The organism is Neobacillus sp. 204 (assembly GCF_046562815.1).
Lineage (GTDB): Bacteria > Bacillota > Bacilli > Bacillales > Cytobacillaceae > Neobacillus.
This window is the reverse complement of record NZ_JBJORY010000001.1, coordinates 299,238-321,270: the sequence shown is the minus strand read 5'-3', so window position 1 is coordinate 321,270 and position 22,033 is coordinate 299,238. Positions and strand designations below refer to the sequence as shown.

Sequence of the window (22,033 nt, the reverse complement as noted above, 5' to 3'; positions counted from 1 at the left end):
CTCAACTAATAAATAATAAAAATAAGTGGTGAAATCAATGTTAATCCAATAGAGTCTAGCCAAAGTGAATATGAATTTGTATCTATTGATGAATTGGTAACTGATGACCATCTTCTTCGTTTGATTGATAAATATATTGATTTTTCGTTTCTTCTTGATAAGGTCCGTCCTTATGATAGCGATTGAGGAATGTGAGCGAACAGGCTCTTCTTACTGCATCCTGCCAAAATATAGAAAAGATTGTGACACACTTAGCAAGGTTAGAAAAAGTGTGTTGCAATACTTTAGGTTGATTTGCCTCCCTGTTGATTGGAGCGCAGGGCACTCGACTCCTTCGGGATAGAGAGGTCACTGGAGACCCCGCAGGCGCCAATGCGCCGAGGAGGCTTCAGGACCTCCCCGCGGAAAGCGAGTACCAGGAGCGGAAATCAACTGGCCCATTTGCAGGGACATTCAATAAATTTAGTATTTAGATTCTGACAAAATAAAAAATTGCCGAGAATAATACCCTTTCTCGACAATTTGATACGGCCAAAATGGCCATATTAAAATTTACCAGCAGGCAAACCTAGTTTTTTTAACAAATCAATCGCTTCTAATTTTTCCGATTCATTAAGTGCTGACATGAGTTTATCGATTTGCTCTGCATGTTCAGGAAAAATTTCCTGAATAAACTTTTTCCCGTCTTCTGTGATTTGAGCATAAGTGACTCGTCTATCTTTCGGGCAGGCAATTCTTTTTAACATCCCTTTTTGTTCAAGTTTGTCAACAACGTAAGTAATACTTCCACTTGCAAGTAAGATTTTCCCGCCAATTTGCTGCATTGGCTGGTCACCTTTATGATATAGAAGTTCCAAAACGGCAAATTCCGTAGGATTTAACCCACTAGCCTGAATTACTTTATTTACATGTTCGTTAATAGCTTTATATGCTCTTGAAAGGACGATAAAAAGCTTTAATGAATTAGCTGTTGAATTATTTTCCATAAAAAACTCATCCCTTTAGTATAATATATTACACTGACACTAATATCTTGATTTCAAGATTATTATAAGAAATTTTTCGAAGGATGTCAATTTAGCCAATATGGTAAGAATATTATGTAAGTAAGCGAAACTATTGGATAATAGGAATATTAATCGAACCAATATTAAATATTTCTTATTTCCATCATTCGATAGTAAGATATGGTTAGAAAATATTTACTATCTGAATAAAGAAGGGATAATTATGAGTCAACAAGCAGTTTTACCCCAGCGCGCACCAAATGCCTCAGGGTCAACCATGTATAAAATATTATTTATTATTGGTTTGTGCCATTTATTAAATGATGCGATTCAAGCTGTCGTCCCTGCAATGTTTCCTATTTTGGAAAAATCAATGGGTCTTAGTTACACCCAGCTTGGAATCATTGCTTTTTCCTTAAATATGGTATCTTCTGTTATGCAACCAATTGTAGGATTTGTTACAGACAAAAGACCAATGCCTTTTGTACTGCCGATTGGGCTGTCTTTCACCTTAGTAGGAATACTTGGATTAGGGTTTGCCTCAAATTTTGGGTTGATCGTCCTGTCAGTTCTTTTCATCGGCCTTGGGTCAGCCGTATTCCATCCTGAAGGCTCACGGGTTGCTTATATGGCAGCAGGAAATCGGCGAGGACTTGCTCAGTCTATATATCAGGTCGGCGGTAACACGGGGCAGGCATTAGCTCCTCTTATTACTGCATTAATTTTGGTTCCACTTGGACAGATTGGTGCTTCCTGGTTTACAGTTGTTGCCGCACTTGCGGTTATTTTATTAGTTTATATCGCTAATTGGTATAATAAAAGGTTAGTAGTTTCTCCCGATAGGATAATGAAAAAGAAATCTAGTGTAGAAAACAAGAAGGGGTTAACTAAAGAGGTAAAAAATACCTTAGTGTTGATCCTATTATTAATTTTTGCACGAACTTGGTATACATCTGGAATAACTAATTTTTATACTTTTTATGCCATTAAGGAATATAGTCTAGCGATTAAACAGTCGCAGTTTTTCCTCTTCGCTTTTTTAGTTTCTGGTGCAGTCGGGACTTTTTTTGGTGGTCCACTATCAGACCGTTTTGGAAAGAAAACCATCATTTCCTTTTCAATGTTAGCGACCGTCCCATTTTCAATTATTATTCCATATTCACCGCCAACACTGGCATTTATATTCCTTATTATTACTGGATTTATTTTAATGACTAGTTTCTCCGTTACGGTGGTTTACGCGCAGGAATTAGTCCCAGGAAAAATTGGTACGATGTCTGGGTTAACAGTAGGCCTTGCATTTGGAATGGGGGCAATTGGTTCTGTGGGACTTGGGTATATTGCAGACTGGGTTGGATTACAATCGATGATGAAATGGCTCGGAGTTTTGCCATTACTAGGTTTAATTGCCTTCCTTCTGCCGTCAGATAAAAAAGTTTGGGAATGGAATAAACAACACTGAAAAAGGATGGGCGTGGGAGCCCATCCTTTTATATTTCCTGAATTTTTTGGAATAATTCTTCTTTTTCCTCGTCGGTAAGCATTCTTTCTGCCATTGGAAATAAAACATTTTCCTCTTTGGAGAAATGCTCCGTTAAGATGAAGTAGGCGTTTTGAATTAGCTCGGCCGCTTGTTTCTTTTCCTCTGTTGACCCGAGTCCACTCCCTACCATAGTCAGAAATTCACCAATATTTGCTTTTGCTTGATCATGCTCATATTCCATTACAGCAATTGGTCCTGAAGTTGTTCCGATATAAACACCCATCATTGGAAAAAGTATCCCCTCTTCTCGTTCTGAATGGGGATCTAACGCCGCCCTAAATTCTTTTACTTTTGTAATCAATGCTGCAAAATTAGCCTCGATATCATTTTCTTGATTAATTTTTTGTGTTAAGTCATAAAGGTCCTCTAATTGCCTTAATAACGGCTGATGCTCACTTTTTAATTGCTTAAGTCCTTTACTTAGTTCAGCTTGGGGCATGCCTCCAAACGTACTCATACAGCCACTCATCAACAATCACCTCTATCTCATTCATTGCTTCAAGTATAAAATCAAGCAGTCGTATATGTAGTGACATTGCTCACATTTATAAAAAATTGTGAATGACTGAATTAATTTTTGTCTGATTCATGAAATCTTCTTAATTTTTTTTTAAATTTTAACATTTATCACACAAAAAAAGTTTGAATGTTTCATATAATAGAGATAGAACCTACAAGGGAGGGAAAAGATATGAAAACCCCAAATTATCACGATTTTTATCAAAAAGCATTAATACCTATTGGTTTCAATGACTTACTAGCCCTACAGGAATCTAAAGCATACTATCCGAACTCACCGTTGACTCATTGGCTGATTGCCGTAGAAGGGGTACAACTCCCACAAACAAAAATATACTATCATTGGAAAGTAAGTATTTACCCTGCTGATAGTGAGGGCGACTTCAATTGGAAAAAACCATACTATTGTTCTCCGAATATGGAATTCATTGAACAAGCAAACACATTTGCCGCTTCGCTTGTTACAGCCAGCAAAAACGATCATTTGTCTTCAGCTACCCTTCTAGAGAAAATAAGCTAACTCCTAAAAAATATCCTTCTGCTTCACCTTCTTTTTACTCTCATTTGTGAAAAAACCCACATATAGTAATAATCAAAAGTTTACATAAAAATAGGTGCCGTTTGCAGATAGCAAACAGCACCTATTTTATTTTCATTTACGCTAAACGAAAGACAATTCCATGTCCACCCTTTGGATATTCCCATTTTATGTTTTGATAAGGGCACCCGATCCGACAGCTTCCACATTCATGGCAGCCTTCATAACCTACCTGCATGCGTGTTCCTTCCCACTTATAAACCTCAGCTGGGCAAAATACTGTACAAATTTTATCGGGACATTGTGTCATGCATACATCATGATCCAGTACGGTCAAATGAGATTTTGTATCACATTTAAAACGGAGGAGATACTGTTTTTCCTCGATATTCTTCGTTGACATTATTTCACCGCCTTCCAAGCTCGATAAATATCTTGTAACACTCGAATGGTTCCACGTTCAGATGTCACACTCTTCATTATTTGTTTTTGTTTTTCCCGCTTTGGTGTCCCATCAACGGTAAAGAACTTGCTCATTGCTTTATTCATCATTGGAACATATTCATTAAAGTATTGTGGATATTTCTCAAATGTATGTGCGGCATCTTTATATTTCTCTAAATCTTTCATTATAAAACTATTATGAAGTGCATCACGGTAACTATTTAAACTTGATTCTCTAAAGTCACCACGGTTATGGGCGGAAACTACAGCCTCAGCAGCCATCTTTCCAGATGACATCGCCATGTTCGAGCCTTCACGATGAATCGCATTAACTAACTGTGCTGCATCTCCTACGACAATCACTCCATTTCCAGCAACCTTCGGAACGGAACGATAGCCACCTTCAGGAATGAGATGGGCAAGGTATTCAGCGGATTCTCCCCCAGCAAGCATTGGTTTGACCATCGGGTGAGTTTTCAAGTAGTCTAAGAGCTCATATGGCTTTATTTTCGCTTTGATCATGCTTGACAGTGTTGTACCTACCCCTATATTTAAGCTTTCCTTATTCGTGTAAACAAAAGCTGTCCCAAGGTTTCCTTTGGTTGAATCACCAAAGATTTCAATCGTACATCCCTGGTTATCTTCCAAATTAAAACGATCATTTATTTTTTCTTTTGGTAAATTAACCACTTCCATCACTGTTAAGGCTACTTCATCTGGACGAAATTCTTTATGGAAGCCTAACTGTTTTGAAAGGAGTGAGTTAACCCCGTCAGCAAGCACGACGACATTCGCATATACTTCACCATTTGGACGATCAGTACGTACTCCAACGACCTTGCCGTTTTCAACGATACATTCAGTAACTACCGTTTCAGTAATGAGGAGGGCCCCGGCATCGACTGCCTTTTTGGCAAACCATTGGTCGAACTGTGCTCGTAAGACTGTAAAGTTATTATATGGCTCTACACCCCATTCAAGACCTTTGTAACCAAATTGTACAACGGATTCTTTATCCATCATCCAAAAACGCTGTTCAATAACAGGTCGTTCCAATGGTGCTTCCTTCCAAAATTCAGGAACTAATTCCTCCATTTGTTTACGGTATAGTACCCCGCCCATTACGTTTTTAGCCCCTGGGTATTCCCCTCTTTCAATAAGCAAAACATTTAGTCCATTCCTCGCACATGTAAGCGCACACGATGTACCCGCTGGGCCTGCCCCAACAACAATCACATCAAATTTTTCAGGCATAGCTTATTTCACCGCCTTTTACAGATCTTAACTGTTTAAATTGTTCGATTAATTTTGGAATGATCTCCAGAGCATCTCCAACGATTCCATATGTGGCTACATCAAAAATTGGTGCATTTGGATCTTTATTAATTGCGATAATTAAATCAGAATTTTTCATACCAACTACATGTTGAATGGCCCCGGATAAGGCAACAGCAAAATAAATTTTCGGAGTAACAGTTTCACCTGTCTGACCAATTTGAAGATGGTGTGGCAGCCAGCCCGCCTCAACTACATCACGAGTGCCGCCAACGGTTGCGCCAATGGTTTCTGCAAACTCATAGAGAAGCTGAAAGTTTTGTACATCCCCCATTCCTTTTCCTCCACAGACGATGACATGTGCGTCAGCTAAATTGGCTTTTTTTGTTACGTCATTCACAATTTGTAGTACTTTTGTGCGCATATCTTCTTCTTGAAGTGCTATTTTTTCTTCAATAATTTTACCTGTTCTACCTGACACTGGTTCAAGTGCCTTCATAACCTTCGGTCTTACGGTTGCCATTTGTGGACGATGCTTTTTACAAAGGATAGTAGCCATAATATTACCGCCAAAGGCAGGTCTGCTTGCTTCTAGCAATCTATTATCTATATCCACGTCTAACATGGTTGTATCTGCGGTTAATCCAGTGTTTAAATCTGTCGCTACAGCACTGGCTAAATCCTTCCCATTTGGTGTTGCACCGTAGAGGATGATTTCTGGTTTGTACTTTTCAGCGAGGAGCATAACGCCCTTCATATATGATTCTGTACGATAATTCTTTAAGACAGGATGGTTTATCAAATAGACGATATCCGCACCATAGGAATTAATTTTATTCGCTAATGGTTTAATTTCATGACCTAGTAAAAAACCTGCTAAAGGAACATGTAATTTATCCGCCAACTTCCTTCCGGCACCTAGTAATTCTAGAGATACGCCTTCGATCTTACCATCGTTTTGTTCGATGAATACCCAGACTCCCCGATAATCATCTAGATTCATATAAAATTCCCCCCGTGACAAAAGATCAATCCTTATTATTTAGATGGCTGGATTGTTAATAGGTCTTTTTTCTCCATCAAAATCTCCATAAGCTGCTTAACCTGCTCATCTGCAGCACCCTCAAGTCTTTTACCACCTTCTGGGCGTGGTGGTGTAAACATTTTCCCAACGATTGTTGGTGAACCTTTCAGTCCAAGCTGGGAGCGTTCTACATTTTCAAAATCACTAACTGCCCAAATTATAGGTTCGTACCTTGCGGCTGTAATCATGTTTGGCATTGGTGAATACTCAATCTCATTAATTTCTTTTTCAATTGTTAATAAGCAAGGCAGGTCAGATTGAATTAATTCATAACCGTTGGTTAATTTTCGTTTAATAAGAACTGTCTTTTCTTTCTGATTTACTTCTGAAACTTCAATTACGTTTGTGATGGGCGGAATATCCATTCTTCTTGCAATTCCGGGACCAACTTGTCCTGTATCACCATCAATCGCATGCTTGCCACAAATAATCATATCTACTGGGTGTTCTTTATTGATTTTTTCTAATGCTTTAGAAAGGGCATAACTAGTTGCCAGTGTATCTGCTCCTGCAAAGGCACGATCGGAAATTAAAAATCCTTTATCAGCACCTATTTCTACACTCTTTTTAATGACAGCAGTCGCTTGTGGCGGTCCCATTGATAAAACGGAAATAGTACCTCCCGTTTTTTCTCTGATTTTTACCGCCTCCTGAACAGCATGAGCATCGTAGGGGTTCAAGATGGTAGGGGCACTGCGTCGGTCGAGTGTGTTGGTTTTTGGGTTAATTTTAATAATTTTTGTATCAGGTACCTGTTTGACACATACGACAATATGCATGTAGGAATTTCCCTCCTCCATAAGATCTGAGATTATTGAAAGCGTTTGCTCTCCTATGGTTGAAAATGCTTTTATTAACGATATATGAATCGCAACAGAAGCATAGTACCAAACAATGATAGTTTTCTTATTTTTTTTACAAGATTTTATTTAACTAGTGATGATTAAAAGACTCTAAACAATTCTTTGTGCAGTATCTAGGAGGTGGTTAAATAGTATAAACAATTTGAAGATATGACAAGTTGTGGTAAGATATGTAGTTAAACGTGTTGTAAATATTTGATAAAATAGTACTAATATAACTATATGAAATATTTAGATATAAACAATGATAAAAATCACAGTTCATGTCTAATTTTGTAGATGTTTTGATTTGGGTTATAAGAAGGAAAGGAGATGTGTGGTGACTAAGGTTATTTTTGGCAGTGTACTTTCGGCGTTATCTACAGGGGCAGGGGCACTAATTATTCTATTTATTCATCAATCCATTACACATCGCTGGAAGGATGTTTTATTAGCCTTTAGTGCTGGATTATGATGGCTGCTTCTACAATAGGTTTGATTCCTGAGGCAATGAAAAACGGGGGATTTGCAGCCCTTTTTGTAGGAATATGTCTGGGGGTATGGACGCTGTCTCTATTAGAAAAAAATATTCCTCATATTGACTTACAGCACAACAAAACTGGAATCCAATTTGACGAGAAAGGCTCTCTTAATTATCTCTGCGATTACTCTGCATAATATTCCTGAGGGATTGTCTGTAGGCGTCAGCTATGCGTCCCAACAAGGCGATACGGGAAATCTTATTGCTTTAGCGATTGGATTTCAAAATGCGCCGGAAGGCCTCCTTGTTGCATTATTTTTAATTAATCAGCGGATAAGTAAATTAAAGGCCTTCATTATTGCCACCTTAACAGGTGCCATTGAAATCGTTACTTCGTTATTAGGGTATTTTTTGACCTCATTTGTTCAAGGCCTTGTCCCTTATGGGTTATCTTTTGCGGCTGGGGCGATGTTATTTATCATTTATAAGGAATTAATACCTGAAAGCCATGATAACAGAAATGAGCGGGTTTCTTCCTATGCTTTTATCTTGGGGTTACTAGTCATGGTGTACATAATAAATGTCTTTTCATAATATTATTTTATCTTAAGGAATGCAGTGTAAAAGTTTTTTTTGCTACTCTTGTTGTTAAACTAATACCTTGGGCAATATCATAATCATTTGTTTAAAAGCAAATTTAATTTCATCATTTGGCCTGGAGGAAGCTTCCATGACCTTTTGATACTCATTTATTAACTCATCCAGCTCTTGGCTATATTTTATAGTCACTTCACTTGTAAATCCAAGTGAATACGCACTATTTATCATAAGTTCCCTTTTAGCTTTTATCTCTTCAATCATTTCATTATGGCTAATACGATGCTCGTACAATGTAATCCCCCTACCTATTACTCTATTGCAATAAAACACTAAAAATTAGACTACTTGATGAATTATGACAAGAATTATGATAAAAGTAAACACATTCGCAAAAGTAGACAAAACATTTTATTTCTTTCGTTTTTCGACAATTTTTTCGATTGATTTCTTGTTTTTGCGACAAAATTCTCCAATTCCAACCAACACTTTCTTATATCTCATGGCTGTTTTAGTAAAGATTGTTGTTATTTAACCCGCAGCCCAAATACACTTCGCTTTCCGCGGGCGGCCCGGGAAGCCTCCTCGGCGCAAGCGACTGTGGGGTCTCCCCAGCCCCGTCCTCCCGCAGGAGTCTTCGTGTATTCGGTCTGCTCAGTACTTTCTACAAAGTTTTTCATCTTATTTCAAGAACAACAAACTTTTAGAAAACAGCCTATTTCATTAATTCAATAAATGGGCAATAAAAAACTGGCAGTAGATTTCTACAGCCAGTTTTTTATTTTTTTATTGAGGAATTTCTAATTTTTCGTAAATCGGCACCCATCCTTCGGTTGTAACAAAGATCCTTACTGCGACCACTTTCCGATCTTCTTCCAACGTAAAATAGTGCCTTGTATTTTCAGGTACAGAGATCAAGTCGCCAGGATTTAGATGGACTTCAAAGAACTCACCATCTTTGCCTTGGATGATAAATACACCGTGGCCACTAACTATAAAGCGAACCTCATCATCAGTATGATGATGTTCATTTTTAAAATTTGTCAGTAAGACATCCAAATTTGGAGTATTTTCTGACAAGGAGATAACATCGTGTGCTTTGTAACTCCTTCTAGCAGAGATATCAGCGATTTCTCCTGCAAAAGCACTTAGAATTTGTTCTTTTTCTTCCCCGCTCAAAAGATACTTTTCCACAAGCTCTACTGGGAGTTTGCTAATATCCCAAGTTTCATAAATAACGTCCTGAGATTCAAGAAAACCTGCTACTTCTTCTTGGACTTGGATTTGCTCATCTTTGTTCTGAAAAGTAATATACGCCATTTTAATCCATCCTCCCCTTTGTGTTGTTGGTTAGATTACTTTAAATAATTGGTTTGATTTGTACTCTAAAATGCGTAATTGATATCGAAATAAAAACTCGGATGCTTCAAGGATTTTTTTCGCCTCAAAAGCCGTTCTCCCCCATACAGTGATTCCATGGTTACGAATTAAGACGGCACCTGTATCTCCTGAAACATGTTCAGAAAATTTAGTCGCAAGTGTTGGGATATGGGCATAATTTCGAATGATGGGTATTTTTAAGACGGCGTCTTCTTCCCACAAATCAAATGCCTTGATTAGTTCTTGTCCTTTGAATGTAACCTCACCGTGATCACCATAAACTTCTGAGATAACATTATTATCAATAGTATGGACATGGAGACTGCAGCCAGCCTTCGTTTTTCGATAAATTTCAACATGAAGAAGTGTTTCTGCTGAGGGTTTTAAATGAGTTTCTTCAACTGGGTTACCAAATTTATCAACCAGTAAAAAATCTTCATCTGTACGCCTGCGCTTATCCTTACCACTAGCCGTCACCAAAAATTGAAGTGGATGTTCACTAACTTTAATCGCCAAATTTCCGCTTGTACCCATAAACCAGTCTCGGTCTGCTAGTTCATCCTTTACATCGGCTAATTCATTCCATCTTTCGTTTAGCATTTGAGTTCCCCCACCTCAATTCAATGTCATACCGTTACCTCAGGATTCCCCCATAGCTCTAATGCTAGTTTAAGTTCAGGATAGTTTTCAGCCCCTTCGGCCAATAACTTGCCTTGGAGATTTGTTTCTATCGCTTGTCGGAATGCAAGACCGCCGCCTCGGGCACCATCTGGATGGCCATGAATTCCACCGCCTGCGTTTATGACAGAATCGATACCAAAATCCCGAATCAATAAAGGCACCAAGCCTGGATGAATCCCAGCTGACGGAACAGGGAAGGACCTTTTAAAGCTATCTTTACCTGTTAATTCACTGGCAATTGAAAGTGCCTTCGTATTTTCTAATGCCACAGTCCCATAAGGAGATGGGAACAATGATAAATCAGCACCAGCATAACGGAGAAGTTTACCAAGCATTAATGAATGGGATAATCCAAACACCTGAGATGATGTAAATGCACCACTGACGGCTGGATGAGCCATTAGCGGTAAAGAGATTTCATTATCCTCTCTTAATTCCTGCAAAACATCTAACCCATAGGAAAAAACATTGAACAATAAGAGGTCAGCGCCAAGCTGAGCAGCCTTCCTTGCCTTATCCTTCAGGTGCGATGTTCTGCCTGTTAGGTTTATTGCATATAAAGTTCGGTGCCCGGTTTGATCATATACTTCTTGAAGTACTTTTTTTCCTTCAAGAATTCTTTTTTCAAATGGTGTTAATTGATTTTCGAATAGGATTTCATCATCCTTCACAAAATCAACACCACCCAGGGCTTGTTGTTTTAACTGCTCGACTAAAAACGTGAGGTCTTTCCCGAGTACGCCTTTAAAGATGCTCATTAATAGCGGTCGATTATAGACGTTTAATTTCTCCCGAAGACCTTCGATCCCAAATCTTGGACCTGGAAACTGACTCTTTAATCCCTCATCAAATTGCAAATCAAGTAATTTAATTTTTCCATCCAATGAAAGCTTACCGAAAACGGTGGTTAAGATGGCAGGGAGGTCGTTTGAAAAATTGAGCGTTGGATAGGCGATTTGGATTATTGATTGATCCTCTTTTTCTGATGGAAACTCTTCTACAGAGACGACTCTCCCTTTATGCTTGCGCAATTGGCTTTGCTCTAATTCAGGCAAGTTTGTCCATGAACCGACTGTTAGTCCAAGCGCAATTTCTTCAGCCTTCTTGTTCGGATTCTTTTCATTATGAAGTAAATATGTAGCAATAATTTCAGTCACTCCAGAACCACTTCCTTTTAATCAAACATAAAAAAACCTCTTCAGCAAAGAAGAGGTTAGCTGAAAACTAACATCTTCTCATCTATCAGCCTTGTTGCTGTAAGAATTAGCACCGTGCTTAACACTACGTATAAGTCGGTTGCCGGGCTTCATAGGGCTTTTCCCTCCGCCTGCTCTTGATAAGAAAACGATTCGTATTTTTATTAAATTATGATACTTTTTAACTTTAATTTGGATTATCGCAAGAAAAAAATAAATTGTCAATTAATTTTTTAGAATATTTCCAAACGACTAATTCTTTCGACAGCTTCAGCTAATCGGTCTTCACTTGATAGTAATCCTACCCGGACATAGCCCTCTCCAAATTCCCCAAATCCAATTCCAGGTGCAACCATAATATGCGCCTGTTCAAGGAGCAGATTAGCAAATTCCGCAGAGGAAAAACCTTCAGGAACCTTAAGCCACGCAAAAAAAGATCCCTTTGGAGCGCTGACATTCCAACCTAAGGAACGAAGACCATCAATCAATACATTCCTTCTTCGCTCATACAACTCATTTAGTTCTTTTACACATTCCTGAGAGCCCGTTAATGCCTCTCTTGCTGCCTCTTGAACGGCTCCAAATAAACTGACATACAAATGGTCCTGTAGGAGTTCAATCGCGGAAATGACGCTCTCATTTCCAATAGCAAAACCAACACGCCAGCCCGCCATATTAAACGTTTTAGATAATGTATAAATTTCAATTCCAACGTCCTTTGCGCCTTTGGCCTGTAAAAAACTCAAAGGTTTTTCACCGTCAAAACCAATGGACCCATAGGCAAAATCATGGACTATACAAATATCATTTTCACTCGCAAGTTTTACAGTTTCTTCAAAAAACTCACGAGTGGCCACAGCGCCAGTGGGATTATTAGGATAATTGAGGAACATGACCTTTGCTTCGGCTAAGACTTTCTCGTCTAATTCGCTATAATCTGGCAAAAAGTTTTTTTGCTCCTTTAACGGCATCATTACCATTTCTGCTTTGGCCAGTGCAACCCCTGACAAATAATCCGGGTAGCCTGGATCAGGTACGAGGATGGTATCTCCGGGATTTAATAAGCACTGGGGTATTTCAACAAGCCCAGCCTTCCCGCCAAACAAGATGGCCACTTCTTTATTCGGATCAATGGTTACTCCATATTCTCTTAAATAAAAATCAGCCACTGCCTGCTTTAAATAACTGTGTCCCTGAAAGGGAGAGTATTTGTGATTGATTGGATTTACTGCTGCTTCCTGAAGTTTGGCAACGATATGTGCGGGTGTTGGCTGATCAGGATTGCCCTGTCCTAGATTAATCACATCATACCCCTGTGAAATATACTCCCCGACTTTTTTAACAAGCGAAGCAAAAAACTGCTTCGGAAGACTGTTTAATAGTTCAGATGGTGGAAATTGCTTCATGGTTCACCTGCTTTACTGATTTATAAAAAGATAATTTATTGTGAAATTCTAGTCACAAATGATATAACTTTTATAACAGCTTGTAAAGAAAAAATTCCGAAAGTTCAAACGAGGTGGAGATTTTTGAAATTTAAAATTTCATGTTTACAAATGGATATCGTCTTTGGTGATCCAAATAAAAACTATCAATCGGCAGAAAGACTCATTGAAAAAGCAGTAACTGACCAACCCGACATCATTGTCCTTCCAGAACTTTGGACGACAGGGTATGACTTAACCCGTCTTAATGAAATTGCCGACAATAATGCTAGTCAGACAATTGATTTTCTTCAAAAAGCAGCCCAAAAATACCAAGTGAATTTCGTCGGAGGATCGGTAGCCAACCGTGAAGAAACCGGTGTAAAAAACACCCTGATCATCATCCATAAAGAAGGCAAACTCGTCCACAGTTATAGTAAACTTCACCTTTTTAAGCTAATGGATGAGCATGTATATTTAGAAGCAGGATCCCAAAAAGGACTTTTTCAATTGGAAAATCATAAATTTGCCGGGACGATCTGTTATGACATCCGTTTTCCAGAGTGGATACGGGCTCATTCAGCAGAAGGGGCTGAGGCACTGTTTGTGGTGGCGGAATGGCCAGCACCGCGCTTGTCTCATTGGAGAGCATTATTAATTGCCAGAGCGATTGAAAATCAATGTTACGTTATCGCCTGTAACCGTTCCGGTCAAGACCCAAATAACCATTTCGCCGGGCACTCGATGATTATTGATCCGTGGGGAGAGGTCATAGCGGAAGCCGGCAAAAGTGAAGAAATCTTATCAGCAGAGATTGACATGGACTTAGTTAAGGCTGTTCGCAAGCAGATCCCAATTTTCACAGATAGAAAACCAGAATACTATTAATAATTTTCAAAAAATATTGACAATATCATTTTGTTACTGATATGATTTTTACCAGTTGAATAGATTTTCTCTTATCATGAGCTGGCTGAGGGATTTGGCCCTTTGAAGCCCAGCAACCGACCTTAAACCGATCGTAAAATGGAGCGCTTAATGCGCTTGGAATCTCCTTAAGGCACGGTGCTAATTCCAACAGAAGGATGATCTTTCTGAGAGATAAGAGGTGCGACAGACAAATTGTCTTCCCAAGCCTCTTTCAGATGAGAAAGAGGCTTTTTTATTGCCTGCGTGCATAAATAGGCCTTCAAAAACAAGGAGGAACCCTAATGAGTCTACTAAAGCAGAAAACATACCAGCCTTTAACAAGCGAGAGTGCTATTGAACTAGCACTTGAATTAAATATTTTTACTAGGTATGCTAAACTATCCTGTAAGGAAATTGGTGACGGCAATCTCAATCTTGTTTTTCATATTGTTGATGATTTAGAAGGTAAAAGTATTATTATCAAACAAGCTCTCCCCTACGCAAAAGTAGTGGGTGAAAGCTGGCCATTAACACTGAAAAGAGCAAAGATTGAAGCAGATGCCTTAAAAATTTTCAGGCAAATTGCTCCTGTTTATCTACCAGAAGTTTTTTTCACAGATGACGTGCTTGCCGTCACTGTAATGGAGGACCTTTCCCATCTAATCATCGCAAGAACTGGCTTTATCAAAGGTGAAACCTATCCATTGATTTCTAAACATCTTGGTGAATACCTTGCAAAAACATTATTTTACACTTCTGATTATGGATTAAGCCCAGCCATAAAAAAGGAATATGTCCAACAGTTTATCAATCCCGAACTTTGCAAAATTACTGAGGATTTAATTTTCACCGATCCGTATTTTAATGCAGACACCAACGAATTTGAAGAGGGTCTCCGTCCTGCTGTCGAAGCAATTTGGCACGATGATGAACTAAAATTTCATGTCAGTGTTTTGAAGAAAAGTTTTTTAACAGAGGCAGAAGCACTCCTTCATGGTGATTTACATACCGGAAGTTTGTTTGCCGATAATTTTGAAACAAAAGTAATCGACTCTGAATTTGCTTTCTACGGACCTGCCGGCTTCGATATTGGTCAAGTATTTGCGAATCTACTTTTCCAAGTAATTGCAAATGTTGAAAAACGGGACCTTTTTATCAATCATATTGAAACGGTATGGAAGGTATTTGAAGAGCACTATACACGTTTATGGAATACAGATAATAAAGAGGAAGCAGCAAAAACTTCTACCTTCTTAAACTACCATTTAACAAAACTTTTTGAGGACTCACTTGGATTTGCTGGCTGTGAGTTAATCAGAAGACAGATTGGATTGGCACATGTTGCCGATTTAGATGGGATTGAGAATGAACATACACGAATTGCTGCAAAACAAAAAACCCTAGAACTAGGAAAAGTCCTCATTAAACAACGAAAAGACATCAAGAATCTTACAGCATTTATTGCAACGATAAAGCAATTACAATAAGAAAAGCGAAAGCGCCTTGCACAGGGGCTTATGACCCCGAGCCCCTAGGCGCTGGAGCTAGACATTAGAAAAGCAATCCACAGCGGATTGCTTTTCTAGTCAATTGTTGCCCACATTTCCTCTGGATTTAGTTCATAAATACCATTTTCACGAAACATGTAGTGATTAATGATAAATTCTCTGCGAATAGTGGCATAATCGTCATGAAATTGTTTTATAAACTCATTTAGCTGTTTTTCTTCGTACTTTTCACCTATTTTTAACCCGCGTATTATGTGCTCGAACACAATTAATTTTTTCTTACGCTGGGCGGGAATATTTTTTAGTTTCCCATTTTTCGTAAAGAAATTTTCGATAATTTTTTGTCTCTCAAGACTCGACTCGACCATTTCATCCAACTCCTCACCCTTTTTTTCTAACAACTCTGTAAACACCTTTGCCTGCTGGTTTATCAGCGATTCATTTAAGTAAAAGTAGATGGTGTTCTTGACTCTTCTGTCATACACTACATGGATTTCCCGTAGTTTCTTTAAATGATGCGTGATGGTAGGAGCAGACAAGCCGAGTTTTCCAGCAATTGCCTGTCCATGGAGTGGACCTTTTGCCAATATAGCCACAATTCTAATTCGTGTTGGATCTCCCATTGTTTTATAAAAAGCAACCACCCTATCTAATTGGATCAATGTATTCCCCCCATTATACAAATTCGATAATCATCTAATTAGATATATATCAAATTAATTAAATCCTGTCAATTACCAGTAAAAAAACACTCCCCAAAGGAAGTGTTTTTAAGATACTCTTCTATTTACAGCATTGGATTTTCATCCTTTGCTTTTAGACGCTGCCATCTTTTCTCAACCTCAGCTTCAAACTCTTCTAGCATTGGCTTGTTCTCATCTTTTAAAAGGTGTTTTGTTTTGCCCATATATTTTAACCAATCCGAAAGCGGAATGCGTTTTTTCTTGTCTTCTGGATTGTAAGTAATAGTTGTAACACCCTGCTCCACTTCATAGAGCGGGAAGAAACAAGAATTAACAGCAGCTTCGATAATGGTTGTGCCGAAACGATCATCAGATTTCCAGTTAAGTGGGCATGTGATGAGAAGTTTCCCATAAACAGTACCTACATTTTGTGCATACCATTGTGCTTTCGCACCTTTTTTAACTAAATCCTGCGGAAATGCTTCGGAACCAGTAAACACATATGGAATATTGGTAGATGCCATAATTTGCGCTGTATCTTTATGATGGAAAGCCTTTCCGCGCTGTGTTTTTCCTACACCTGAAGTACTTGTCATATGACCAATAGGAGTCGAATAGGACATTTGTGAGCCAGTATTCATGTAACCTTCATTATCATATTCAAGCATAATTAGTTTATGACCACGAAGAGCCGTACCGATAGCTGATCCCATACCAATGTCCATCCCGCCATCACCAGTAATCATCACAAATGTAGCATCATCCGATACCTCAATTTCACCGCGGCGTTTTAATTCCATGAACGCTTCAACAGTACCTGAAAGCGTAGCAGCACCGTTTTGGAATAAATTATGCATCATCGTTTGCTTATGGGATGTACTTGGATAGGATGTTGTTGTTACATACGCACAGCCTGTTTGGAATAGAGTAACAATGTCTCCCTCAATTCCTTTAAAGAACAACTCAAGACCTGCAAAAATTCCGCAGCCTGGACAAGCCCCATGACCTGAAGCAATTCGTTTTGGTTTACCAGTTAAGGCCCGCAGCGGTGGGATTTTCACCTTTAATTTATTTGTTTCTTCATCCATTTTCACATCGATTAATCCGGTTTTAAAGACATCACCATGCTGTGGTAAAATGACTGGCTTAAGAATTTTCTCTGCGTTGCCAGGGATATGACCATAGTAATCAAATGGCTTTTCGGCGTAGCCTTTTTCCATTGTATCCAGTGCCATATCGAAAAAAGCCTGTGCATCACTTGCATAGAAATCCTTACCGCCAAGACCAAATACGCGGCTCAACACAATCGTCTTGTTGTCTTTGTCATCTTGAAGTGCAGATTTCACTTCATGGGTAAGGTTAGGACCATTTGCCCCGTAGGAATCCGCACGTTCCCCAACCAATAAGGATTTTACATTCTTAAGTGCTTCACGAATTTCCTTTGCAGGGAACGGACGGATAATGTTCGGGCTGATAACCCCGGCCTTAATTCCTTTTGCACGAAGTTGATCCACAACATCCTTAGCAGATTCAGCAGCAGAGTTTAATAGGAATAGTGCTACTTCTGCATCTTCCATTCTATATAAATCTAATACAGGATATTCTCTTCCGGAAAGCTTCGCATATCCTTCAGCAACCTCTTTAAATACTTCGCCAGCATTGTACATTGCTTCTGACTGTTGGAAGTGATTGTTGAGGAAATCATCACCACTCATATGGGCACCAATCGTTACTGGTTCCCTCAAATCTCTAACAAAGTTGTAATCTGTTGGACACTCACCCACAAATTGCTGCACAACTCTGCGGTCTTTAAAGAATTCAACGCGACGTTTTTGATGGGATGTAAAGAATCCATCATAAGCTACAATAACTGGTAAACGAACTTTAGAATGTTCCGCAATTTTTAACGCCATGATATTCATATCATAAACAGCTTGAGGTGTTTTTGCAGTTAATATTACCCAGCCGGTATTTAAAGCATAATACAAGTCGGAGTGGTCACCGCGAATATCTAGTGGACCACTTACAGCACGAGTAACTAGGTTCATCACCATAGGAAAGCGAGTACCTGATTGTACTGGCATTTGTTCAAGCATATATAAGAATCCATTTGCACTTGTTGCATTAATTACCCGTGCACCTGTAGCCGCTGCCCCATAACAAATACCTGCTGAACCATGCTCACCATCTGCAGGAATCAACTTAATATCATGTTCTCCACGTGTTTTCATTTGATCTAAAAATTGTGCAACTTCTGTTGAAGGGGTAATTGGGAAATAGCCCATAATATGATAATTGATTTGTGCTGCAGCCATTGCAGCCATTTCATTTCCAGATTCAAATGTTGAAATTTGTTCTGCAACTTCTTTGGTTGTTAATTTATCTTCTAAAATAGCCATTATTGGACCCCTCCTGCAATATAAGGAAAGTTTTGCTTTACACGATGGTCATCTGCATACCCAAGTAATTCGCGAAGATCACCTAGTGCATCTGTTGGGCAGGCTTCCACACATTTCAGGCAGCCTTTACAGTATTGATAATCAATACCTTGAAGGAACATTTGTTTTCTGCCACGCTTATCTTCTCCTTCTTCCCAAACAAAACAAAAGTCCGGACAAACATTGTCACAAGCTGCACAGTGAATACATTTGTCTTGTTGGAACTCTGGAAGGAATCCTTGGCGTGAACCACTTAAATCTTTATAAATACTATTAGCTTGAGAAACCATGACCCCACCAATTTCCTGAGTCATGTATCCTAGCAGTGGCAATGGACGTGTAAAGGCTTTCCCTTCTGCCCCAGCTGGTACTTCATATGTTTTAAATTGAACCTCATTGTAACCGCGGTCAAAGGTACGTATATTTGGTTCAACAAGATGCGGATATTTCTTCGTAAACGTTTTCCGAATGACATCTCTCATTGATTCGGGATCTAAAAAGTCACAAATACGATATAGTGCACCAAGCATGGCTGTATTTACTTTAGTTTTTTCCTCAACGGCAATGGATAGCGCATCTACAATTGCAAGTGTTCCGTATTCCAATTGTAAATCCTTTTTTACGTCATCAAAATCTCTAGATGTATTAACTAGAACGATTCCATCAGCATTTAATCCGCTGACAACATTAACCGTTCTATATAATGCTTCATGGAAAACACCAACAATATGTGGTTGTTCAATTGGACTATGGTCGCGAATTTCTACATCTGGTTCACAAAAGCGAATGAAGCTCTTAACTGGAGAACCCTTTTTTTCTGACCCGTAAGATGAAAAATTAGCTCCCTTTAAGCCAAGACTTAGAACGCCTGCCTCCGCTAACATTTTTCCAGCTAAGTTAGCTCCGAGTCCTCCAATTGATTCTAAACGAATTTCAAAGAATCCTAGTTCGTTTTTTTTCGGTAAAATTGACATAATGTCCCTCCCCAATTTTGAAAAGCTGAAGCACCTTGACTTGGGGCTTATAACCCTGAGTCCATAGGCACAACAGCTAGACATCTCGTAAAAAATATTATAGAAATAGACAGAAAATTTAACTCCCCTCAATCATTGTAAGACAATTATTTTTATTAATCTGTGATAAAAGTCAAACACAGTGAAAAAAGTTTTATAACACATCAATTTTTTATCTCATAAACGTTACTATATATGATTTAAACAACAGTTTATAATTATATAACAGATTATTTTTTGTTATATAACAACAAGAAAAAAAATAAAAAGAGGCCTGCACCCCGATATTAGGATACAGACCTTTAGAAATATTTATAGATCATTAATGACAATATACGATGCCTTTACTGGTCCGTGCACTCCAACGACAAGATTCAATTCAATATCCGCAGAGTTACTAGGCCCTGTTATGAAATTGATGCACGAAGCAACATGACCAGTACGCTTATGAATCTCCCGCATTTTTTGAGCAGCTTGTGTGATCCGTGGAACAAGAGTACTTTTCGGGACAAGGGCAATATAAGTAGCAGGTAAAAAGCTGACCGTTCTTCCTTTATTCTCATCGCTAAACAACACAACCGTACCAGATTCAGCAAGTGTTACTTCACTAATTGTTATTCCCACATTCGCCTTTTCAGCTTTAGCGATGTTTTGTTTCCCTTTGTTATGATCCCATTCGTAAACTTCAATATTTTGAGCTGGCCATTCCTTTTTTAACAGTGCATCCAGCCCCCATTTTGAAAAGCGTTTATCTTTCCATGTTACAATTGGGCCGCCCCCATATCCTGAAACTACTTCATTTAGAGTCGATGATAAATCTTTACTGTCAGTAACATAAAGGTTTGTATGAATTTTCTTACATTGTTCTTTTAGCACCTCTAATAACTCGTCCTGTCTAGCATCTTTTAAAACGTCATATTGGGGCTGAAATTTCCAAGTCGGCCTTTCAACCTGGGAGGAAATTCGCGGGCGTCCAAGACGGCTCGCAATTTGGTTTAAAAATTTATCTCGATTGTGAATCGTCCCAACCATGATTATTTACCTCCTTTTTCACGGTTTTTAAACCAATCTCTGAATCTCTCTTTATTTGGTGCCGGAAAATCTCGAATATCTGTCCAAGCCTTTAACGGACCTGGTCCTTTTGATATCTTCTCTCCAACTGTAAAAGGATTCATAGCAGCGGGTGCCAGCTTAGACCCGATATTGTACATGATTGGTGATGCTGCCCCTAATCCAAACGCCTTCATTAACAGCTTTTCGGAAATTGGTGCTTTTCCCTCTTTTTCAACAATAACTTCACGGTGTTTATGCAGAAGGTTATGTAACGGTATTTTTACTGGACATACTTCTGTGCAAGCACCGCATAGGGTCGAAGCGTAAGGCAATTCTTTAAACTCGTCGTATCCGCCTAATAATGGTGATAGGACTGCGCCGATGGGACCAGAATAAATGGAGCCGTAGGAGTGTCCGCCTACATGTCGATAGACTGGGCATACATTAATACATGCAGCACAACGGATACACTGTAATACTGACTGGAATTCTCCGCCAAGAATCTTGGATCTTCCGTTATCAACAATGACAAGGTGAAATTCCTCCGGACCGTCAACATCCAATGCTTCTCTCGGTCCTGTTAATACAGTTATATAACTAGTTAATTTCTGACCTACCGCGCTCCTAGTTAATAAACTAACTAAAACCTCCATCTCCTCAAAGGTTGGGACCAATCTTTCCATTCCCATAACTGTAATTTGCGTTTTAGGTAATGCTGTTACTAAATCAGCATTTCCTTCGTTCGTTACGAGGCTAAAAGATCCCGTTTCTGCAACAGCAAAGTTACAGCCAGTAATTCCGATGTCTGCTGATAAGTATTCCTTGCGGAGCATTTCACGTGCATGCCATGCTAATTCTTCTGGTTTTGATGTTTTGGTGTAACCTAACCTTTCCGTAAACACGTCTCGAATTTGCTCTTTATTTTTATGCAATGCTGGCACGACGATATGTGATGGAGGATCATGGTCATCAATTTGCAAAATGTATTCACCTAAGTCGGTTTCGATTACCTCACAGCCTTCTTGCTCCAGTATGGAATTTAAACTGATTTCTTCAGTAACCATTGATTTAGATTTAACAATTTTCTTGGCTTCCTTCTTTTTGACAATACTTCGTATATATTCGTTTGCTTCTTCTTTTGTTTGTGCAAAAAATACATGACCGCCACGTTTGGCCACATTCTCACTTAATTGATCTAAATAATAGTCTAAGTTTTCAAGTACATGTTGACGGATTTCTTCCCCATGCGAGCGCCAGTCTTCCCAATTTCCTAATTCCTCAGTTGCCAAACGTCTTTTTACGCCCATACCGTCTTGTGCTCCAGCAACGGCACCACGCATGAAGTCATCATGAATCCCTTTACTAACACGTTCTTTAAATTGATCCGTGCTAATCTTCATTGCCATACAGCTATTCCT

21 protein-coding genes, 1 pseudogene and 2 riboswitches are annotated in these 22,033 nt (G+C 38.9%); of the genes and pseudogenes, 5 read left to right on the top strand and 17 right to left on the bottom strand.

Translation table 11 applies throughout. The features are described from left to right. Positions 1-82 precede the first annotated feature (82 nt). Together ACJ004_RS01650 and ACJ004_RS01645 are read right to left on the bottom strand one after the other, a co-directional pair. Positions 83-280, bottom strand: coding sequence for a hypothetical protein (locus ACJ004_RS01650; RefSeq protein WP_410890809.1), 198 nt, complete (start codon positions 278-280; stop codon positions 83-85). 265 nt (positions 281-545) lie between these two features. Continuing rightward, complete coding sequence (locus tag ACJ004_RS01645) at positions 546-986, bottom strand: MarR family winged helix-turn-helix transcriptional regulator (RefSeq protein WP_410890808.1); 441 nt, start codon at positions 984-986, stop codon at positions 546-548. A gap of 244 nt (positions 987-1,230) precedes the next feature. On the opposite strand from ACJ004_RS01645, the gene ACJ004_RS01640 reads away from it, so the two are divergent. Continuing rightward, positions 1,231-2,469, top strand: coding sequence for an MFS transporter (locus ACJ004_RS01640; RefSeq protein ID WP_410890807.1), 1,239 nt, complete (start codon positions 1,231-1,233; stop codon positions 2,467-2,469). 28 nt (positions 2,470-2,497) lie between these two features. Here the strand turns inward: ACJ004_RS01640 and ACJ004_RS01635 are convergent, their stop codons facing one another. Continuing rightward, positions 2,498-3,019, bottom strand: a complete 522-nt coding sequence (locus tag ACJ004_RS01635; protein ID WP_410890806.1) for a hemerythrin domain-containing protein — start codon at positions 3,017-3,019, stop codon at positions 2,498-2,500. 222 nt (positions 3,020-3,241) lie between these two features. Here ACJ004_RS01635 and ACJ004_RS01630 point away from each other — a divergent pair, with 222 nt between their 5' ends. After that, a complete protein-coding gene (locus ACJ004_RS01630) occupies positions 3,242-3,589 on the top strand; it encodes a hypothetical protein (protein ID WP_410890805.1) in 348 nt (115 codons plus the stop codon). Between the two features lie 136 nt (positions 3,590-3,725). Here ACJ004_RS01630 and ACJ004_RS01625 read toward each other — a convergent pair whose 3' ends face one another. Genes ACJ004_RS01625 through ACJ004_RS01610 form a run of 4 tightly spaced genes read right to left on the bottom strand, consistent with a single transcriptional unit; the run spans position 3,726 to position 7,189 of the window. Further along, positions 3,726-4,010 (bottom strand): ferredoxin family protein, encoded by a 285-nt coding sequence (locus tag ACJ004_RS01625; protein WP_040204690.1) that lies wholly within the window; start codon positions 4,008-4,010, stop codon positions 3,726-3,728. Further along, positions 4,010-5,305: an FAD-dependent oxidoreductase gene (locus ACJ004_RS01620; RefSeq protein ID WP_410890804.1), complete on the bottom strand. Its 1,296-nt coding sequence runs from the start codon at positions 5,303-5,305 to the stop codon at positions 4,010-4,012. Before ACJ004_RS01620 ends, ACJ004_RS01625 begins: the two co-directional genes overlap by 1 nt. Continuing rightward, a complete protein-coding gene (locus ACJ004_RS01615) occupies positions 5,298-6,329 on the bottom strand; it encodes an electron transfer flavoprotein subunit alpha/FixB family protein (protein WP_410890803.1) in 1,032 nt (343 codons plus the stop codon). Before ACJ004_RS01615 ends, ACJ004_RS01620 begins: the two co-directional genes overlap by 8 nt. A 35-nt stretch (positions 6,330-6,364) precedes the next feature. Further along, positions 6,365-7,189: an electron transfer flavoprotein subunit beta/FixA family protein gene (locus tag ACJ004_RS01610; RefSeq protein WP_410890802.1), complete on the bottom strand. Its 825-nt coding sequence runs from the start codon at positions 7,187-7,189 to the stop codon at positions 6,365-6,367. A 403-nt stretch (positions 7,190-7,592) separates the two neighbouring features. Between ACJ004_RS01610 and ACJ004_RS01605 the strand changes: the two are divergent. Beyond that, positions 7,593-8,327: pseudogene (locus ACJ004_RS01605) on the top strand (ZIP family metal transporter). Between the two features lie 54 nt (positions 8,328-8,381). On the opposite strand, the gene ACJ004_RS01600 reads toward ACJ004_RS01605, so the two are convergent. The 5 genes from ACJ004_RS01600 to ACJ004_RS01580 all read right to left on the bottom strand — a co-directional run bounded on the left by ACJ004_RS01600 (position 8,382) and on the right by ACJ004_RS01580 (position 12,993). Continuing rightward, the gene (locus ACJ004_RS01600) at positions 8,382-8,624 is read right to left on the bottom strand and encodes a Spo0E family sporulation regulatory protein-aspartic acid phosphatase (RefSeq protein WP_410890801.1); all 243 of its coding nucleotides are present in this window, start codon (positions 8,622-8,624) and stop codon (positions 8,382-8,384) included. Between the two features lie 492 nt (positions 8,625-9,116). Then, on the bottom strand, positions 9,117-9,650 hold the full coding sequence (locus tag ACJ004_RS01595; RefSeq protein ID WP_410890800.1) for a 1,2-dihydroxy-3-keto-5-methylthiopentene dioxygenase: 534 nt from the start codon (positions 9,648-9,650) through the stop codon (positions 9,117-9,119). Positions 9,651-9,680: 30 nt separating this feature from the next. After that, positions 9,681-10,310: a methylthioribulose 1-phosphate dehydratase gene (locus tag ACJ004_RS01590; protein WP_410890799.1), complete on the bottom strand. Its 630-nt coding sequence runs from the start codon at positions 10,308-10,310 to the stop codon at positions 9,681-9,683. Positions 10,311-10,336: 26 nt separating this feature from the next. Beyond that, entirely contained in the window at positions 10,337-11,548 is a 1,212-nt protein-coding gene (mtnW, locus tag ACJ004_RS01585) for a 2,3-diketo-5-methylthiopentyl-1-phosphate enolase (RefSeq protein WP_410890798.1), read from the bottom strand. A 75-nt stretch (positions 11,549-11,623) separates the two neighbouring features. Beyond that, a riboswitch (SAM riboswitch) is annotated at positions 11,624-11,734 on the bottom strand. A gap of 86 nt (positions 11,735-11,820) precedes the next feature. Then, on the bottom strand, positions 11,821-12,993 hold the full coding sequence (locus ACJ004_RS01580; protein WP_410890797.1) for a pyridoxal phosphate-dependent aminotransferase: 1,173 nt from the start codon (positions 12,991-12,993) through the stop codon (positions 11,821-11,823). Between the two features lie 123 nt (positions 12,994-13,116). On the opposite strand from ACJ004_RS01580, the gene ACJ004_RS01575 reads away from it, so the two are divergent. After that, positions 13,117-13,899, top strand: coding sequence for a carbon-nitrogen family hydrolase (locus tag ACJ004_RS01575; protein ID WP_410890796.1), 783 nt, complete (start codon positions 13,117-13,119; stop codon positions 13,897-13,899). Between the two features lie 68 nt (positions 13,900-13,967). After that, positions 13,968-14,119, top strand: a riboswitch (SAM riboswitch). A 103-nt stretch (positions 14,120-14,222) separates the two neighbouring features. Next, on the top strand, positions 14,223-15,407 hold the full coding sequence (gene mtnK, locus ACJ004_RS01570) for an S-methyl-5-thioribose kinase (RefSeq protein ID WP_410890795.1): 1,185 nt from the start codon (positions 14,223-14,225) through the stop codon (positions 15,405-15,407). A 95-nt stretch (positions 15,408-15,502) separates the two neighbouring features. Here the strand turns inward: mtnK and ACJ004_RS01565 are convergent, their stop codons facing one another. The 5 genes from ACJ004_RS01565 to ACJ004_RS01545 all read right to left on the bottom strand — a co-directional run bounded on the left by ACJ004_RS01565 (position 15,503) and on the right by ACJ004_RS01545 (position 22,021). Further along, positions 15,503-16,087 carry a DUF2087 domain-containing protein gene (locus ACJ004_RS01565; protein ID WP_410891257.1) on the bottom strand — a complete coding sequence of 195 codons (585 nt, stop codon included), beginning with the start codon at positions 16,085-16,087 and terminating at the stop codon, positions 15,503-15,505. A 128-nt stretch (positions 16,088-16,215) separates the two neighbouring features. Then, on the bottom strand, positions 16,216-18,510 hold the full coding sequence (locus tag ACJ004_RS01560; protein WP_410890794.1) for a thiamine pyrophosphate-dependent enzyme: 2,295 nt from the start codon (positions 18,508-18,510) through the stop codon (positions 16,216-16,218). Then, complete coding sequence (locus ACJ004_RS01555) at positions 18,510-19,523, bottom strand: 2-oxoacid:acceptor oxidoreductase family protein (protein ID WP_410890793.1); 1,014 nt, start codon at positions 19,521-19,523, stop codon at positions 18,510-18,512. Before ACJ004_RS01555 ends, ACJ004_RS01560 begins: the two co-directional genes overlap by 1 nt. Positions 19,524-19,874: 351 nt before the next feature. After that, positions 19,875-20,594, bottom strand: coding sequence for a LutC/YkgG family protein (locus ACJ004_RS01550; protein WP_410890792.1), 720 nt, complete (start codon positions 20,592-20,594; stop codon positions 19,875-19,877). Between the two features lie 2 nt (positions 20,595-20,596). Further along, positions 20,597-22,021: a LutB/LldF family L-lactate oxidation iron-sulfur protein gene (locus ACJ004_RS01545; RefSeq protein ID WP_410890791.1), complete on the bottom strand. Its 1,425-nt coding sequence runs from the start codon at positions 22,019-22,021 to the stop codon at positions 20,597-20,599. Between the last annotated feature and the right edge of the window lie 12 nt (positions 22,022-22,033).

What these genes read in the sequence shown, in the direction of transcription:
- ACJ004_RS01645 (WP_410890808.1), bottom strand. Translation starts at nt 986, where the DNA reads ATGGAAAATAATTCAACAGCTAATTCATTAAAGCTTTTTATCGTCCTT.
- ACJ004_RS01550 (WP_410890792.1), bottom strand. Translation starts at nt 20,594, where the DNA reads ATGGTTGGGACGATTCACAATCGAGATAAATTTTTAAACCAAATTGCG.
- ACJ004_RS01620 (WP_410890804.1), bottom strand. Translation starts at nt 5,305, where the DNA reads ATGCCTGAAAAATTTGATGTGATTGTTGTTGGGGCAGGCCCAGCGGGT.
- ACJ004_RS01580 (WP_410890797.1), bottom strand. Translation starts at nt 12,993, where the DNA reads ATGAAGCAATTTCCACCATCTGAACTATTAAACAGTCTTCCGAAGCAG.
- ACJ004_RS01615 (WP_410890803.1), bottom strand. Translation starts at nt 6,329, where the DNA reads ATGAATCTAGATGATTATCGGGGAGTCTGGGTATTCATCGAACAAAAC.
- ACJ004_RS01630 (WP_410890805.1), top strand. Translation starts at nt 3,242, where the DNA reads ATGAAAACCCCAAATTATCACGATTTTTATCAAAAAGCATTAATACCT.
- ACJ004_RS01610 (WP_410890802.1), bottom strand. Translation starts at nt 7,189, where the DNA reads ATGCATATTGTCGTATGTGTCAAACAGGTACCTGATACAAAAATTATT.
- mtnK (WP_410890795.1), top strand. Translation starts at nt 14,223, where the DNA reads ATGAGTCTACTAAAGCAGAAAACATACCAGCCTTTAACAAGCGAGAGT.
- ACJ004_RS01595 (WP_410890800.1), bottom strand. Translation starts at nt 9,650, where the DNA reads ATGGCGTATATTACTTTTCAGAACAAAGATGAGCAAATCCAAGTCCAA.
- ACJ004_RS01635 (WP_410890806.1), bottom strand. Translation starts at nt 3,019, where the DNA reads ATGAGTGGCTGTATGAGTACGTTTGGAGGCATGCCCCAAGCTGAACTA.
- ACJ004_RS01590 (WP_410890799.1), bottom strand. Translation starts at nt 10,310, where the DNA reads ATGCTAAACGAAAGATGGAATGAATTAGCCGATGTAAAGGATGAACTA.
- ACJ004_RS01640 (WP_410890807.1), top strand. Translation starts at nt 1,231, where the DNA reads ATGAGTCAACAAGCAGTTTTACCCCAGCGCGCACCAAATGCCTCAGGG.
- ACJ004_RS01560 (WP_410890794.1), bottom strand. Translation starts at nt 18,510, where the DNA reads ATGGCTATTTTAGAAGATAAATTAACAACCAAAGAAGTTGCAGAACAA.
- ACJ004_RS01555 (WP_410890793.1), bottom strand. Translation starts at nt 19,523, where the DNA reads ATGTCAATTTTACCGAAAAAAAACGAACTAGGATTCTTTGAAATTCGT.
- ACJ004_RS01625 (WP_040204690.1), bottom strand. Translation starts at nt 4,010, where the DNA reads ATGTCAACGAAGAATATCGAGGAAAAACAGTATCTCCTCCGTTTTAAA.
- ACJ004_RS01545 (WP_410890791.1), bottom strand. Translation starts at nt 22,021, where the DNA reads ATGGCAATGAAGATTAGCACGGATCAATTTAAAGAACGTGTTAGTAAA.